This window comes from Nonomuraea sp. NPDC003560 (genome assembly GCF_042878785.1).
GTDB lineage: Bacteria > Actinomycetota > Actinomycetes > Streptosporangiales > Streptosporangiaceae > Nonomuraea.
On record NZ_JBIAOF010000011.1, the window covers coordinates 128,743 to 143,899 of the forward strand.

14 protein-coding genes are annotated in these 15,157 nt (G+C 73.5%); 6 read left to right on the forward strand and 8 right to left on the reverse strand.

Features of this window, described 5'->3' with window-relative positions; translation table 11 throughout:
* The first annotated feature begins 8 nt into the window (after positions 1 to 8).
* The 5 genes from cysD (at position 9) to ACFYUV_RS36170 (ending at position 5,150) form a co-directional block, all read left to right on the forward strand.
* The gene (gene cysD / locus ACFYUV_RS36150; protein ID WP_387676936.1) at positions 9 to 923 is read left to right on the forward strand and encodes a sulfate adenylyltransferase subunit CysD; all 915 of its coding nucleotides are present in this window, start codon (positions 9 to 11) and stop codon (positions 921 to 923) included.
* Positions 923 to 2,185, forward strand: a complete 1,263-nt coding sequence (cysN, locus tag ACFYUV_RS36155; RefSeq protein ID WP_352321986.1) for a sulfate adenylyltransferase subunit CysN — start codon at positions 923 to 925, stop codon at positions 2,183 to 2,185. Before cysD ends, cysN begins: the two co-directional genes overlap by 1 nt.
* Positions 2,186 to 2,326: 141 nt before the next feature.
* A complete protein-coding gene (locus ACFYUV_RS36160; protein ID WP_387676938.1) occupies positions 2,327 to 3,226 on the forward strand; it encodes a sulfotransferase family protein in 900 nt (299 codons plus the stop codon).
* Positions 3,223 to 4,110: a glycosyltransferase family 2 protein gene (locus tag ACFYUV_RS36165; RefSeq protein ID WP_387676941.1), complete on the forward strand. Its 888-nt coding sequence runs from the start codon at positions 3,223 to 3,225 to the stop codon at positions 4,108 to 4,110. Before ACFYUV_RS36160 ends, ACFYUV_RS36165 begins: the two co-directional genes overlap by 4 nt.
* Positions 4,107 to 5,150 carry a WecB/TagA/CpsF family glycosyltransferase gene (locus ACFYUV_RS36170; protein WP_387676944.1) on the forward strand — a complete coding sequence of 348 codons (1,044 nt, stop codon included), beginning with the start codon at positions 4,107 to 4,109 and terminating at the stop codon, positions 5,148 to 5,150. Before ACFYUV_RS36165 ends, ACFYUV_RS36170 begins: the two co-directional genes overlap by 4 nt.
* Here ACFYUV_RS36170 and ACFYUV_RS36175 read toward each other — a convergent pair.
* From ACFYUV_RS36175 to ACFYUV_RS36200, 6 genes are read right to left on the reverse strand one after another with little or no spacing between them, the layout of a single operon-like run.
* Positions 5,140 to 6,030, reverse strand: coding sequence for a sulfotransferase (locus ACFYUV_RS36175; RefSeq protein WP_387676947.1), 891 nt, complete (start codon positions 6,028 to 6,030; stop codon positions 5,140 to 5,142). The two genes, ACFYUV_RS36170 and ACFYUV_RS36175, sit on opposite strands and share 11 nt — an antisense overlap.
* Positions 6,027 to 7,280 (reverse strand): lipopolysaccharide biosynthesis protein, encoded by a 1,254-nt coding sequence (locus ACFYUV_RS36180; RefSeq protein ID WP_387676950.1) that lies wholly within the window; start codon positions 7,278 to 7,280, stop codon positions 6,027 to 6,029. The genes ACFYUV_RS36175 and ACFYUV_RS36180 overlap by 4 nt, the downstream gene beginning before the upstream one ends.
* On the reverse strand, positions 7,268 to 8,122 hold the full coding sequence (locus tag ACFYUV_RS36185) for a sulfotransferase (RefSeq protein WP_364337702.1): 855 nt from the start codon (positions 8,120 to 8,122) through the stop codon (positions 7,268 to 7,270). Before ACFYUV_RS36185 ends, ACFYUV_RS36180 begins: the two co-directional genes overlap by 13 nt.
* The gene (locus ACFYUV_RS36190) at positions 8,119 to 9,015 is read right to left on the reverse strand and encodes a hypothetical protein (protein WP_387676953.1); all 897 of its coding nucleotides are present in this window, start codon (positions 9,013 to 9,015) and stop codon (positions 8,119 to 8,121) included. The genes ACFYUV_RS36185 and ACFYUV_RS36190 overlap by 4 nt, the downstream gene beginning before the upstream one ends.
* Entirely contained in the window at positions 9,012 to 10,277 is a 1,266-nt protein-coding gene (locus ACFYUV_RS36195) for a hypothetical protein (RefSeq protein ID WP_387676956.1), read from the reverse strand. Before ACFYUV_RS36195 ends, ACFYUV_RS36190 begins: the two co-directional genes overlap by 4 nt.
* Positions 10,274 to 11,587, reverse strand: a complete 1,314-nt coding sequence (locus ACFYUV_RS36200; protein WP_387676958.1) for a Wzz/FepE/Etk N-terminal domain-containing protein — start codon at positions 11,585 to 11,587, stop codon at positions 10,274 to 10,276. The genes ACFYUV_RS36195 and ACFYUV_RS36200 overlap by 4 nt, the downstream gene beginning before the upstream one ends.
* A gap of 360 nt (positions 11,588 to 11,947) precedes the next feature.
* Here ACFYUV_RS36200 and ACFYUV_RS36205 point away from each other — a divergent pair, with 360 nt between their 5' ends.
* Entirely contained in the window at positions 11,948 to 12,991 is a 1,044-nt protein-coding gene (locus tag ACFYUV_RS36205) for a glycoside hydrolase family 26 protein (protein WP_387676961.1), read from the forward strand.
* On the opposite strand, the gene ACFYUV_RS36210 is transcribed toward ACFYUV_RS36205, so the two are convergent.
* Both ACFYUV_RS36210 and cysC read right to left on the reverse strand, forming a co-directional pair.
* On the reverse strand, positions 12,988 to 13,881 hold the full coding sequence (locus ACFYUV_RS36210) for a sulfite exporter TauE/SafE family protein (RefSeq protein WP_387676964.1): 894 nt from the start codon (positions 13,879 to 13,881) through the stop codon (positions 12,988 to 12,990). The genes ACFYUV_RS36205 and ACFYUV_RS36210 overlap by 4 nt on opposite strands.
* Positions 13,878 to 15,092 (reverse strand): adenylyl-sulfate kinase, encoded by a 1,215-nt coding sequence (gene cysC / locus ACFYUV_RS36215; protein WP_387676967.1) that lies wholly within the window; start codon positions 15,090 to 15,092, stop codon positions 13,878 to 13,880. Before cysC ends, ACFYUV_RS36210 begins: the two co-directional genes overlap by 4 nt.
* Positions 15,093 to 15,157 lie beyond the last annotated feature (65 nt).

A 15,157-nucleotide genomic window follows, 5' to 3' on the forward strand; every position in this document is an offset into this window, starting at 1 on the left:
AAGCGCCCATGCTCCAGCGCGACTACACGACGTCGCAGCTCGACGTACTCGAAGCCGAGGCCATTCACATCATGCGCGAGGTGGCGGCGGAGTTCGAGCGGCCGTGTCTGCTCTTCTCCGGCGGCAAGGACTCGATCGTCATGCTCCGCATCGCGGAGAAGGCGTTCTGGCCCGCGGCCATCCCGTTCCCGCTGATGCACGTCGACACCGGGCACAACTTCGACGAGGTCATCGAGTTCCGCGACCGCCGTTCCGAGGAGCTGGGCGCGCGCCTGATCGTGGCCAGCGTGCAGGAGTCGATCGACAGCGGCCGGGTGGTCGAGGAGACCGGCCGGCGCGCCTCGCGCAACCGCCTGCAGACCACCACGCTGCTCGACGCGATCGAGGAGCACGAGTTCGACGCCGTCTTCGGCGGCGCCAGGCGCGACGAGGAGAAGGCCCGCGCCAAGGAGCGCGTGTTCTCCTTCCGCGACGACTTCGGCCAGTGGGACCCGAAGAACCAGCGCCCCGAGCTGTGGAACCTCTACAACTCCCGCATCCGCAAGGGCGAGCACATCCGGGTCTTCCCGCTGTCCAACTGGACCGAGCTCGACATCTGGGACTACATCCGGCGTGAGGGCATCGAGATCCCCTCGATCTACTTCTCGCACACCCGCAAGGTGTTCGAGCGCGACGGCATGTTGCTGCCCGACTCCGACGTCGTGTCCCGCGGCGACGACGAGCCGCTGTTCGAGGCCGTCGTGCGCTACCGCACGGTCGGCGACATGACCTGCACCGGCGCCGTACCGTCCACGGCCGCCACGGTCGAGGAGATCATCGAGGAGATCGCGGCCACCCGGATCACCGAGCGGGGGGCCACCAGGGCCGACGACCGCTCGTCCGAGGCCGCCATGGAAGACCGCAAGCGAGAGGGCTACTTCTGATGGACATTCTCCGCTTTGCCACCGCGGGAAGCGTCGACGACGGCAAGTCCACCCTCATCGGACGGTTGCTCTTCGACTCCAAGGCCATCTTCGAGGATCAGCTCGAAGCGGTCGAGCGCACCTCCCGCGACCGCGGCACCGAGTACACCGACCTGTCGCTGCTGACCGACGGCCTGCGGGCCGAGCGCGAGCAGGGCATCACGATCGACGTGGCCTACCGCTACTTCGCCACGCCCAAGCGCAAGTTCATCATCGCCGACACGCCCGGCCACATCCAGTACACCAGGAACATGGTCACCGGCGCCTCCACGGCCGACCTGGCGATCATCCTCATCGACGCCCGCAAGGGCGTGCTGGAGCAGTCGCGCCGGCACGCGTTCCTGACCTCGCTGCTGCGCGTGCCGCACCTGGTGCTGGCCGTGAACAAGATGGACCTGGTCGACTACTCGCAGGAGCGGTTCGAGGAGATCCGGGAGGAGTTCACCTCCTTCGCCTCCAAGCTCAACGTGAGCGACCTGACGTTCATCCCGATCTCCGCGCTCAACGGCGACAACGTCGTCTCGCGTTCGGAGAACATGCCCTGGTACCTCGGCACGTCGCTGCTCCACCACCTGGAGAACGTGCACATCGCCTCCGACCGCAACCTGGTCGACGTGCGCTTCCCCGTCCAGTACGTGATCCGTCCGCAGAAGGCCACCGACCACGCCTTCCACGACTACCGCGGCTACGCGGGCCAGGTCGCGGGCGGGGTGCTCAAGCCGGGCGACGAGGTGACCCACCTGCCGTCCGGGCTGAGCACGCGGATCGCCTCGATCGACACGTTCGACGGGCCGGTGGAGGAGGCGTTCCCGCCCATGTCGGTCACGCTGCGCTTCGAGGACGACCTCGACATCTCGCGCGGCGACATGATCGCCAGGCCCAACAACCAGCCGCACGCGGCCCAGGAGCTGGAGGCCATGGTCTGCTGGATGGCCGACGGCCTCAAGCTGACCCCGCGCACGAAGCTGACGATCAAGCACACCACCCGCACGGCGCGGGCGCTGGTGCGCGACCTGCACTACCGGCTCGACGTCAACACGTTGCACCGGGACGAGGAGGCCACCGCCCTCGGCCTGAACGAGATCGGCCGGGTCTCGCTGCGGGTCACCCAGCCGCTGTTCGTCGACGACTACGCCCGCAACCGGCTGACCGGCGGCTTCATCCTCGTGGACGAGGCCACCAACGGCACGGTCGGCGCCGGCATGATCATCGACGCCAGCTGAGCGTCCCAGAACGGCCCGGCGACACCACGCCGGGCCGTTCGCCGTTTCGGTAGATCTTTGCGGGGTTTCCTGACCATCTGATTACCCTCCGCGCTAGGGTCGTCGCGTTCCGTGTTGGCGACGTGTGAAGGCCCTCCCCCTGTGACCGACCGCGCATCCGCCACCCGAGTGATCTTCCTCGGTGGCCTCGGCCGTAGTGGCACCACTCTGCTGGAGCGGCTGCTCGCCGAGCTGCCCGGCGTCGTGGCGCTCGGCGAGGTGGTCCACCTGTGGTCGAGGGGCGTGCTGGCCGGAGAGCCGTGCGGCTGCGGTGCCGCCTTCGCCGCCTGCGACTTCTGGCGGCAGGTGGGCCGGGCGGCGTTCGGCGGATGGCGGCCGTCGGTGGCCGAGCGGGTGCTCGCGTTGCGGCAGCGGGTCGATCGCACCCACCGGATGGGGCGCATCGCGCATCCCGACCTGGCCGAGTACGCGCGGGCCTACCGGAGGGTCTACGAGGCGACCGGCGCGCCCGTCGTGATCGACTCCAGCAAGCACGCCTCCCTCGCCCACTGCCTGGTCGCGGCCGGCATGGACGTCCGCGTCGTGCACGTCGTCCGGGATCCGCGGGCGGTGGCCCACTCCTGGCGCAGGACCGTCGAGCGACCCGAGGACGGGCGTCCCATGACCCGCTGGGGGCCGCTGCGCACGTCCCTCCACTGGACGGCCCAGAACGCCGGTCTTGAGCTCCTGGCCCGCCAGGGGGCCCGCGTGACGCGGGTGCGCTACGAGGACCTGGTCGCCGACCCGGAGCCCACGCTGACCGCGCTGGCCGGCTTCCTCGGGCTCGACGTGCCCGGCCTGCCGTTCCTGGAGGGCACGACGGCGCGGCTCGGGCCGGCGCACACCGCGTCCGGCAATCCGATGCGGTTCCAGGTCGGGGGGATCCGGCTGCGGTGCGACGACTCGTGGCGTGCGGGGCTGCCCGTCCGGGACCGGCGGCTGGTCGCCGCGCTCACCTGGCCCCTCCGCGTCCGGTACGGCTACCGGGAGGTCGCCGCGTGAGCGCGCCGCCGTCCGTGGGGGTGGTGATCCCGACCCGCGGCGACCGGCCCGAGCTGCTGCGCGAGGCCGTGGCGGCGGTGCTGGCCCAGGACTATCCGGGGCGGCTGGCCGTGGTCGTGGTCGACGACGGCGGGCGCGGGCGCCCGGGGGCGGAGCTGGGCGTGCCCGTCCTGGCCAACCGGCGTGCCCCTGGGCTGCCGGGGGCGCGCAACACCGGCATCGCGGCCCTCGACACCGATCTCGTCGCCTTCTGCGACGACGACGACCTGTGGCTGCCGGGCAAGCTCGCCGCCCAGGCGCGGGCGCTGGCCGTGACCGGGGGCGAGTTCGCGAGCTGCGCCATCGAGGTCGAACACGGGGGGCGCCGGGTGGCCAGGCTCGCGGGCGCCGACACGGTGACCGCGGCCGACCTCCTGCGGTCGCGCATGGTGATGGTGCACTCCTCGACGTTCCTGTTCCGGCGCGGGGCCCTGTGGGCCGACGAGAGCGCCCCCGGGGGCCAGAACGAGGACTGGGACCTCGCCCTGCGCGCGGCCCGGCGGCGGCCGATCACGCACGTCGACCGGCCGCTCGTCCGCGTGCGGTGGGGTGGTTCGTCCTACTACGCGGCCCGCTGGGCGGACCGGATCGCCGGGCTCGACTGGATGCTCGACCGCCATCCCGAGCTGGCGGCCGACCGGCGCGGCGCGGCGCGGGTCTACGGCCAGCTCGCCTTCGCGTACGCGGCGCTCGGGCGGCGGCGCGCGGCGGTGCGGTGGGCGGTGCGCGCGTTCGGTGCGCGGCCGGGTGAGCCGCGGGCGCCGATCGCGCTGGCCGTCGCGGCGGGGATCGTCCCGGCCGCGACCGTGCTCGGGCTGCTGCACGGACGGGGGCACGGCATATGACCCCGCCCAGGACCCGCATCCCCGCCGTCCCCGGGCAGCGCCCGTCCACCCCGAGCCCCGCTTCAGACTCCCCGCCCGCCCGCGGCCATGCCGCCGAGGCCGCGTCCGCCCGGACCTACGCGTCGGGGGCCGGGCATGCCGCCGAGGCCGCGCGGGCCCGCGCCGCCGGGTCGCCCGTGGTCGGCCGGGGCCGTGGCGCCGAGCCGGGGGCTGCGCGCCCCCTCCCGTCCGAGCGCCCGGCGGGTCGTGGGCCCGCCGAGGCCGGGCATCGAGGACGTGCCGGGGAGCGCGTGCGGGTCGGTGGCGTCGGGCTGGACGTCGTCACCGAGGCCGACGTGGTGCGCTGGGTGGCGGCCGAGGCCGCGGCCGGACGGGGCGGCCGCATCGTGACGCCCAACGTCGACATCTGCCGGGCCGTCGCCCGCGACCCCGCCCTCCAGGAGCTCGTGGGCTCGGCCGAGATCGTGGTGGCCGACGGCATGCCGCTGGTGTGGGCGGCCAGGCTGCTCGGCACCCCGCTGCCCGAACGGGTCACCGGCGCCGACCTGATCTGGTCGCTCAGCGAGGTGGCCGCGGCCCGCAACTGGCCGGTCTACCTGCTCGGCGGGCCGCCGGGGGTGGCCGAGCTGGCCGCCGACGAGCTCAGGAGCTGCCGTCCCGGGCTGAAGGTGGCGGGGGTGCACGCGCCGCCGTACCGCTTCGACGACACGGCGGAGGGAAGGGAGCGGGTGCGGCGCCGGGTGGTCGCGGCGCGGCCCCGCCTGGTGTTCGTCGGGCTGGGCTTCCCCCGGCAGGACCTGCTCATCGCCGAGCTGCGCGAGGAGCTGCCGCAGGCGTGGTTCGTGGGCTGCGGGGCGGCCATCGCCTTCGCCGCCGGCACGGTCCAGCGGGCGCCGCGCTGGATGCGGCGGGCCGGGCTGGAGTGGGCGTTCCGGCTGGTGAGCGAGCCCGGCCGGCTGGCGCGGCGCTACCTCGTGGACGACCTCCCCTTCGCGGTACGCCTGCTCGCCGGCTGCCTGCTGACCAGGCTCAGGCGGTGAGGGCCCGGACCCGGGCCGCCTCCGCCGGGGTGAGCCCCCGGGCCGCCGTGGCGAGGGCGTGACGGGAGTCCATCGGACGGAAGGCCGTACGGGACAACCCCGACCAGGCGAACGCCGCCGACCGGCGGGACGGCGTGGTGCAGGCCCGGACGATCCGGCGTTCGGCGGACGGTGACCACGGCAGCCCCGCATGGGCGTAGAGACCCCGGAAACCGGCGACCGGATCCTCGGCCAGCGACTCGTACGAGGCGACCAGGACGCCGGGCGTGGCGGCCAGCACCGACCGCGCGGCCCGCCACAGAGCGGCGGTCGTGGCCAGGTCGTCGGCGGAGCCGAGCAGCCGATGCAGGCCCAGCAGCCCGGGATGGTCACGGACGAGCAGCGGCTGGCCGAGCAGGTCGCCGACGTCGAACCGCCACCCGAGACGACGCCAGCTCGCCACGAACGACACCGGATCGCGGACGAGGACGATGACCGCGCACCCCAGCCGCCGGGCGAACCAGCCCGCCGACAACACCGCGAACGGGTCGTCGAGCAGCGCCCGCCGCCCGGCCAGGCGGCCGAACGCGAACGCGGTGCCGTAGCGCGCCAGCCGGGCCAGGTCGTAGGGGGAGCGGTTGGCGCGCAGCTCGGCGAGCCAGTGGTAGCGCAGGGCGACCGTGTCGCGGAAGGCGGGCAGGAAGTCGGCGGCGTTGTCGTCGCAGATGTACTGGAACCGGTGGGCGACCTCGGCCCGCAGCACGCCGGGGCAGCGGCCGGGCGGGTGCTGCGGGTTGAGCGGCTCGTTGACGTAGACCAGGCCGCCGCCGGCGGTGAGCATCTTGCCGGCCCAGCTCGTGCCGCTCCTCGGCAGGCCGGTGACCAGGACGGGCGCGCTCATGCGGCCGCCGCCCAGGTGCGCGGGCGCAGGGCGGGCAGGGTGTGGCGGCCGAACGGGCGCAGGCCGTAGCGGTGGTGGAGCTGCCACAGCGGCAGCAGGTTCTTCACGATCACCCCGGCCGACCAGCCGACGACCGCGCCGAACGCGCCGTGGGAGGGGATCAGGGCCAGGTCGAGCGCGACCGTGCAGGCGACCGCGGCCAGCAGGTTGAGCAGGCTGGCCAGGGTGTGGCCGGCGGCGGTCAGGACGACGTCGACCATGCCGCAGGCGGAGGCCACCAGCATGGTCCCGGCCAGGACGAGGGCGATGGGGGCGGCGGCGCCGTACGCGGGGCCGAAGACGCGCAGCAGCCACGGCGCGAGGACGGCGTAGCCCAGCCACACCGGCCAGGTCAGCAGCACCAGCCAGATCGTGGTGGCCTGGTACAGCTCGCGCGCCCGGCCGAGCTCCCCGTCGGCGAGCGCCCGGACCAGCCGCTCCTGCACGGCCTGCGCCAGCCCCTGGTTGGCGAGCTGCCCGACGACCCGGAACCGGGTGGCGGCCGTGTAGACCGCGGCCTGGGCCGGCCCGCCGAGCAGGGCGACGACCACGATGTCCAGCCGCTGGAACACCGCCTGGATGGCGCCCGCGGCGGACCGGGGCGCGGTGTACCGCCACAGGTCACGCCCGGTCCCCGGCAGGTACGGCGTGCGCGGCGCCCGTCCGCGCAGGTCGGCGAGGGCCAGGACGAGCAGCGGCAGGAAGGGCAGCGCCCAGGCCGCCGGCAGCCACTGCGGCGCGTGCGCGAGCGCCGCCCAGGTGACGAGCACGAGCTGCGCGGCGGGCAGCAGCACGCCGTCCAGCAGCACGGTGGGCCGCATCGAGCCGAACCCGCGGGTGGCGGCCAGCGCGATGTCGCCGAGCACGATGACCGGCAGGGCCCAGGCCAGCAGCCCGATGCGCGGCTCCAGCAGCACCCCGGCCGCGCAGGCGGCCAGCGCGCACGGCACCATGGCCGCCCGGAAATAACCGGAGATACCGCGATAGCCGTACGTCCTGGCCCGCGCGATGAAGTACACCAGGCCGTTGCCGGCGTCCAGTTTGGCGATGCCGGCCGCCATCAGGGCCAGGGCCGTCACGCTGAAGAACGCCCCCGCCTGCGCCGGGCTGAACGCCCTGGTCACCACCACGGCCACCAGGAACTGCGCCAGCGCGCTCACCCCGGCCCCGGTCAGCCCGGCGATCCCGCGCCGGACCATCACCGGCGCCACGACGGCTCACCGCCCAGCCAGCGCGTCAGCCGCGCGTCGTAGGGCTCGAAATGGTCCCTGAGCGCCTGTTCCAGCACCCGGGGCACGGGCCGGGGCAGCGGCCGGCCGTTGTGCCGCTCGAACGTCGGATAGCCCAGGTGCGGCACCGTCAGGAACTCCAGCACGCGGTCGTAGGCGGTCTCGGGCTCGGCGAAGAACCGGTGGCTGTCGAGCACCAGGATCCGGTCACGGCCGAAGAGCGGTTCGAGGCGGTCGAGCTGGTCGGCGTACCGGCCGCGGGCCAGGTAGGCGTGGTGGCGGTGGGAGTGGTGCTCGGAGAACGGCGACACGCGCAGGCTCTCCTCGGCCCCGGCCAGCCGCTCGGCCTCCAGCTCAAGGGCGGATTCGAGGTGCGACTCGGACTCGAAGCCCCTGGCCAGCTCGTGGGCGTGGGCCGAGCAGGCCCGCTCGACCGGGTCGCGGACCAGGACGATCAGCTTGACCCCGGGCAGGTCGGCGGCGATCCGCTCACCGGCCAGCGGATGGAACAGGTAATAGGGGGACGACTCGAACGCCTGGGTGCGGCCGCCGTACCGGTGGGCCAGCAGCGCCGCGCCCGCACGCAGCGGGAAGTGCGCCTGGTACCAGGCCATCGGCCGGTGGTAGCCGACGTCGAAGTAGTGGACCCCCTTGTGCAGGACGGGCTTGAGCAGCAGCGGGTGCTGGGCCAGCGCCCGGTAGAGCGAGGTCGTGCCGCACCGCTGCGCCCCCACGATCAGGAACGACGGCAGCACCCGCGCGCTCGACGTGAACCGGCCCGCCAGGCGCGAGAAGGACAGCACCGGCCGCTTCATCGTCCTCATGGCAGCAGCTCCTCGTGGTCGACGGCCGGGTTGAGCCAGGTCTCGGGCGGGCCGAGCGGGCAGTGTCCGTCGGCGGCGTGCCGGTCGGCCAGCACGATGAGGTAGCGCAGCGCCGTCCGCCTGGCCTCGGCCGACGACAGGCCGAGCGGGGCCAGCTCGCGGGGCGCCCTGGCCACGCAGGCGCGGGCCGCCGTGGGCGGGTCCATCCTGCGCAGCGCCCGCTGGAAGAGGTGGTGCGCGGCGTCGAGGCCGTAGGGGACGCCGGTCTCGTACCGCTCCCAGTCCCAGACGAGCAGCCGGCCGTCGGCGGAGGGGCAGATGTTCCACGGGGACAGGTCGCCGTGCCAGGCCGGGACCGGGCCGCCGGTGGCGGCGATCTCCATGATGGCGGCGTTCAGCAGGGCCGGGGGCACCCGGCGGCGCCGTACGGGCAGCGGCGAGAGCGCCAGCACGGGCAGGCCGCGCCACTCGCCGTGGTGCAGCACGTCGGGCACGACGACGGTCTTCAGCGGCGCCGCGGCCAGCCCGCGCAGCGCGGCCGCCTCGCGGCCGACCAGCTCGCGGGCGAGCGGGCTGTCGCCGACCTTCACGTACGCCAGCAGCCGCCCTCCGGTACGGGCCTCCAGGACGGGCTTGCGGTTGGGCCGCAACGCCGGACGCACGTGGAGCACGACCTCCACGGGCGCGTCGAAGACCTCGCCCAGATAGGCCGCGACGGACCCCTCCAGCGGCACGGTGACCGCGCCCCCCACGTGCCACCAGCGCCGCGGGGCCAGCCGGCGGGGCAGCACCCGGTGCGGCAGCACCGAGTACGGCCGCGGCGACCCGGTACCGGGGAACAGCAGGCGCACGGTCTCGCGGAGGTATCCGAGCCGCGCGGAGGCGTCCTTCATGCGTTTCTCCACAGCAGGGCGAACGAGATGAGATAGAGGCTCAGCGGCGTCACCAGGCCGTCGTAGACGAACATGTAGAGCAGCACGAGACCCATCACCAGCACCCCGGCCAGCCCGATCGGGGAGCGGTCGGCCCAGTGGCGGCGGATGGCGCCGAGGAAGAACGCCACGTAGAGGGCGGCGCCGGTGAAGCCCTGGGTGATCAGCAGCAGCCAGAGCTGCCCGTCGCTGCCGAGCGGCGGGTGCCCGCAGGCCGCGCACCACTGGGTCTTGCCCGTGGTGATCGAGCGGTGGTTGCCGAGCGAGTTGCGGGTGTTGCCGTAGCCGATGACCGGCGAGTGGCGGGCCGCGGCGACCGTGGCGGTCATCGTGAAGGCCCTGACGTCGTTGGAGTGCGGTTTGTCCAGCCGCTGGGCGAACACCGAGGCCAGCGGGCTGAGCGCGAACACCACCAGCCCGGCGGCCACCGCCCCGCACAGCACGATCCTGGTCCGGCCCGCCACCCGCACGATCAGGTACGCCACGGCCAGCCCGAGCCCGATCCACAGGCCGCGGTTGAGCGAGTACACGACCGGGACGGCGGCCAGGGCGATCACCAGCACCGCCAGCACCCGGCGCCGGCGCCCGCCGTACGTCCACCAGCCGACGACGAACCAGATCAGCAGCACCGACGCGTTGCTGCCCCACGCGTTGGCCCACTCGAAGGGCGCCTCCGGCCTGGGGGAGGAGTAGCCGAGCACCTTCTGGGTCTGGGCGGCCGTGGGATGGATGAGGTTCTGGACGAAGGAGTTCTCGCTGATCCAGCCGGGCAGCAGCAGCTCGACCGGCGAGGTGAAGGCGAAGTGCGGGACCAGGACGCCGAGCAGGCCGCCGGCGACCGTGGTCAGGAACAGCACGCCGAGCCAGCGCACCAGGCGCAGCTGCGGCAGCTCGCGCTCGGTCAGGTTGCCCAGGTAGAGCACCATGACCAGGACGGACACGTACAGGGCCAGGCGCATGGCCCAGCCGATCAGGCGGCCGGCGCTGAACCCGCCGTACGTGCCGGGCGGCAGCTCGTCCAGCATCATCGCGCTCAGCAGGTAGCCGGCCAGCAGCAGCAGCCACAGGCCGAACCCGTGGGGGACCCGGACCGGCCGGCGCCGCCACAGGATCACCGCCATCGGCACCGCCAGGACGATCACCGACAGGCCGCCGAACCCCAGCGCCCACCAGATCGGGTAGCCGAGCAGGAGCGCCGCGATCGGCCAGGCTGGTCCTGTCACGGCTGCTTGCGCTGCCGGTGGTGGAACGACTGCATGGGCGTGGTCTCGGCAGCCAGGCTCACCTCCAGCTCGCCGGTGGCGACGAGCTTGCCGAGCGAGGTGTGGGTGCGCGGCTCCAGCAGCGGGACGAACCCCGGCACCGCGTCGGTCGCCGTCACCACGCCGACGACCGGCACGTCGTGCCGCTCCAGGTGGCGGGCGGCCGCCGTCACCTCCGGCGAGGTGACGCGGCCCAGCCCGACCAGCAGCAGCGCCGCGTCGGCCCGCGCCAGGTCGCGGACGTCGGAGCCGTCGAGCACCGACAGCGGCGCGCTGATGGCCAGCGGCTCGGCCAGCGAGGAGGCGTAGAGGTCGGCGGGCAGCGACCGGACCAGCAGCCGCTGGCCGGGGCAGGCCGCGACCACGGCGCAGGCCAGCTCGTGCAGCACGCCGTGCTCGCGGGAGGCGGACAGGTCGGTCAGCACGGGCAGCCCGGTCAGCCGCTCGACGTCGGCGGCCGTGCGCAGCCGGGTGTCGAGCCGGTCGCGGGCGTAGGCCGCCGCCGCGCCGAGCAGCAGGCCGGCCATCAGACCGGTGCCGAGGTAGAGCGGCAGGCTGGGGGAGCTCGGCCGGGTCGGCGGCAGCGCCTCGCTGATGACCGAGCCGGGGGTCACCGCGATCGTGCGCAGCGCGTCGTACTTGAGCGTCAGGCTGGCGGCCTGCCGGTTGAGCACGCTCTGGCGCTGGGTGGCGATGGCGTGCTCGGCGCTGCCCTTGGGCAGGCGGCCGACCTCTTTGATGGCCGCGTCGAGGCCGGTGTTGACCTGCTTGAGCTTGGCCAGCACCGCCTGCTGCCGCTCGGCCGTCGCGGCCTGCGCGCTCTCGCGCCTGTTGGCCAGGTAGGCGTCGGCGTAGGCCCGCGACTGCGCGGCGGCGGCCACGGGATCGGCGTCGGTCACCGAGACCCACAACACGGCCGAGTTGGGCGGGACGGAGACCTCGACGGGCTGCGGCGCGGTGATCCGCAGGGCCTGGGCCACCCGCGCCGAGACGACCGCCGACTGGGCGATCTGGGCCTCGGTGTCGAGGTTGAGCGGCTCGCGCTGCCGGTTGCTCACCTGGTTGCCCTGGTCTTGACCGTCGACGGGCGTGACCAGGACCTGGGTGATCGCGGTGTAGGCCGGCGGGGTGGCGCGCAGCAGGGCGAGCCCGGCAGTGCCGCCGACCACGACGCAACCGACGAGCAACAGCCACCGCCTGCGCAGCAGGGAGAGGTGCTCGTCCAGGTCGGCGCCCGGACGGCGCGCCTGGAAGTCCGGCGACGGGCTCATGGGGACGGTCTCCTGGAGGGGATGCGCGCTGTCGCGGGTGGGCAACGCTGCGTCACTCGGCGCAGTGTGCGCCCACTATAGGCCGGACGGATATTACCCAAGTCGAATACTGAAGATTTTTTCCGGTACGGCCGCGAAGATGCCCCTTTTTAAATGGATATTTCCAGAAAATTTGGGTGGCGGGCCGTGGGCCGTGAGCTGGGCAGACCAGCACACTGGCTGAAGTTCGAGGAATGGCATGGCAAGGTTCAGGTTTGATAGGCGGGGGTCCGTCGACAAGGGGGTTGGAAGGCGTTGCAGCTTCGGGGCTTTTCTCATTTCGCGTCTTTCGCGATGAAGTGTCACTTCGCGTCTTTCGCGATGAAAACCGCAATCACCTGCGCGGTGCTCGCCCTCCTGGCCGCCTGCTCGACGGCCGAGGGCACGCCCGCCCGGGTCGACACCAGCACGGCCGAGCTGGCCGGCGCGCCCTCCTGCGCGGTCACCGCCAGGCTCATCCCCTCCTGCGGCGCCTGGTGGGGCGTGGCGCCCGAGGTCTTCACCGGCGCTCCGGTGGCCGAGGCGCTGCGCGGGGCCGAGTCGCGCATGGGCGCCGGCGCGGACGTGCTGCACGTCTACCATCGCGGCAGCGAGCTGTTCCCGACCCCGCAGGAGATCGGCCTGGCCCGCGACCCGGGCCGGCCCCGGCTGCTCATGATCAACTGGAAGCCGTCGCTCGACCGCACCTGGGCCGACATCGCCGACGGCGCCCTCGACCGGCGGATCGACCGCCTGGCCGACCACCTCAGGCGCACCTTCCCCGAACGGTTCTTCCTCACCCTCCACCACGAGCCGGAGAACGACGTCGACGCCCGCTCGGGGTCGGGCATGCAGGCCGGCGACTACGCGGCGATGTTCCGGCACGTCGTGCTCAGGCTGCGCGAGCGCGGGGTGAAGAACGCCGTGACCGTCATGACGTACATGGGCGCGCCCAACTGGGCGGCCAAGCCCTGGTTCGAGGATCTCTACCCCGGTGACGACGTGGTCGACTGGGTGGCCATGGACCCGTACGCCGACGACCGGGTGCGCGACTTCGACGGGCTGGTGAACAAGACCCGCAAGGAGTACGGGCGCTGGCCGGGGTTCTACCGGTGGATGCAGGCCCGCTTCCCCGGCAAGCCGGTCATGGTGGCCGAGTGGGGGGTCTTCGAGCGGCCCGCCGACCGGGCCTTCAAACGGCGCTTCTTCGAGTCGGTGCTGAGACAGATCAAGCGGTATCCGCAGATCAAGGCGTTGCTGTACTTCGACTCGCCGCAGGCGCCGCGCGGCAACACGAGCTTCGACTCCGATCCGGGCGCGGCCCGTGCCTTCACCCAGCTCGCCCGCGACCGCTACTTCCGCTCGACCCGCGTGCCGCGGCCCTAACGCCGCGCCGCCTGGGGAGCCTCGACGGCCGCGGCCCCCTCGCCGCGCCGGGCCAGGCCGCCGGCGCGCAGCCGCCAGCCGGCGAAGGTGACCGCGCAGGCGGCGACGAGCAGCCAGACGGTGACGGCGTTGCCGACGTCCAGGAGCTTGAGCGCCGAGGCGAGCAGGACGATCGCCAGCAGGGCTCTGATCAGCCCGCCCGGGGCGCGTGAGGAGATCCGCGCGCCGAGGTAGACGCCGGGGATCGAGCCGATCAGCAGCGAGAGCGTGAGCTCCAGCTTGAAGTCGCCGAACATCAGGTGGCCGAGCGCGGCCGCCGCGACCAGGGGCACGGCCTGCACCAGGTCGGTGCCGACGAGCTGGTTGGCCTTGAGCGCCGGATAGAGCACGAGCAGGGCCACGATGATCAGCGAACCCGATCCCACGGAGGAGACGCCGACCACGAGCCCGCCTACCGTACCGACCAGTAGGGTCGGAATTGGGCGCACGACGATCTCATGGGCGTTCGACGAGCCGCCCCGCGCGCCGAGCCAGCCCTTGACCGCCATGCCGGCGACGGCCAGCAGCAGCGCCACGCCCAGCGCGTACTTGACCGCGTCCGTCACGGCGAACGCGCGGGCCAGGAACACCCCGCAGAACGCGGCCGGCACCGACCCGGCGCACAACCAGCCGACCAGCCGCAGGTTGACCGTGCCCCGCCGCAGGTGGACGACGCTGCCGACCGGCTTCATGACGGCCGAGGCGACCAGGTCGCTGGAGACCGCGGCCAGCGGCGGCACGTTGAAGAACAACATCATCATCGGGGTCATCAGGGCCCCGCCGCCCATGCCGGTCAGGCCGACCACGATCGCGACGACGAAGGACCCGGCGACCAGTGCGAAGTCGATCAACGTACCCACCCTCCGGACTGCAGCGCCCCCAGGACCTGGGAGACGGCCGCCTCGATCGAGATGTGCGTGGTGTCGATCACCAGGTCGGCGTCGTCCGGCTCCTCGTAGGGGTCGGAGACGCCAGTGAACTCGGGGATCAGGCCGGCGCGGGCCTTGGCGTACAGGCCCTTGCGGTCGCGCCGCTCGCACTCCGCCAGCGGCGTGGCGACGTGCACGAGCAGGAAGTCGGCCCCGACGGACTCGACCGTCTCGCGCACCTCCTCGCGGGTGGCGGCGTAGGGGGCGATGGGGGCGCAGATCGCCAGGCCGCCGTGGCGGGCGGCCTCGGCCGCGACGAAGCCGATGCGCCGGATGTTCAGGTCGCGGTCGGCCTTGGAGAAGGTCAGGCCCTTGGACAGCAGGTGGCGCACGACGTCGCCGTCGAGGTAGGTGACGGTGCGGGTGCCGAGCTCCAGCAGGGCGTCGCGCAGGCCGCGGGCGATGGTGGACTTGCCCGAGCCGGACAGGCCGGTGAAGAAGACGACCAGGCCGCGGCGGTGGGGCGGGCCGGGGAGCGTGACGGGCTCGGGGCCCGCGTAGTGCTCGGTGGCGCCGTAGGCGGTGGCGACGTGCTCGCGCAGTTCGAGGTCGATCTCCGGCTCCGCGCGCGGCGCCAGCGGGACCGGGATCACGAGGGTGCCCTCCGGCAGCTGCGCCTTGGCGCGCAGCGCGGCGCGGACGACGCCGGGGCCCGCCTCGCCGTACGAGAGGGGGAGCAGCACGATCACCGCGTCGAGCTCCTTCGCGGTGGCGGTGATCTCGGTGAGGTCGTCGAGCGGCCCGCGCATCGTGACGACCAGCGCGGGCCGGCCGCCGAGCTCGGCCCTGACCTCGGCGGGCGTGCGGCGCAGCCGGGCGAACGGGCCGTGCTCGGGCGCGCCGAGCGCCTTGAGCGGGCCCGAGGTCAGGCCGTCGGCCTCGCGCGCGGTCACGGTGAGCACGGCCAGCGGCAGGCCCTCGGGGTCGAGCAGCCGCACCTCGTCGCCGGGCGAGACCTCGGCGGGCAGGTGGAGGGTGACCGGCGCGGGCCAGGGGGTGCCGTCGGCGAGCGTGCCGCGCTCGTGCACGGCGTGCACGTCGTCGTGGCCCAGGAAGCCGGTCAGCGGCTCGAACGCCCCGGACAGCAGCAGCTCAAGGTCGGCCAGCTCGTGCGCGTCCGGGGTCCACTCCACGGTTCCGACATCCCAACTATTCCGATTGAATTGGTAGGAAAGGAGTCTAGTCGCTCGGACCGTCC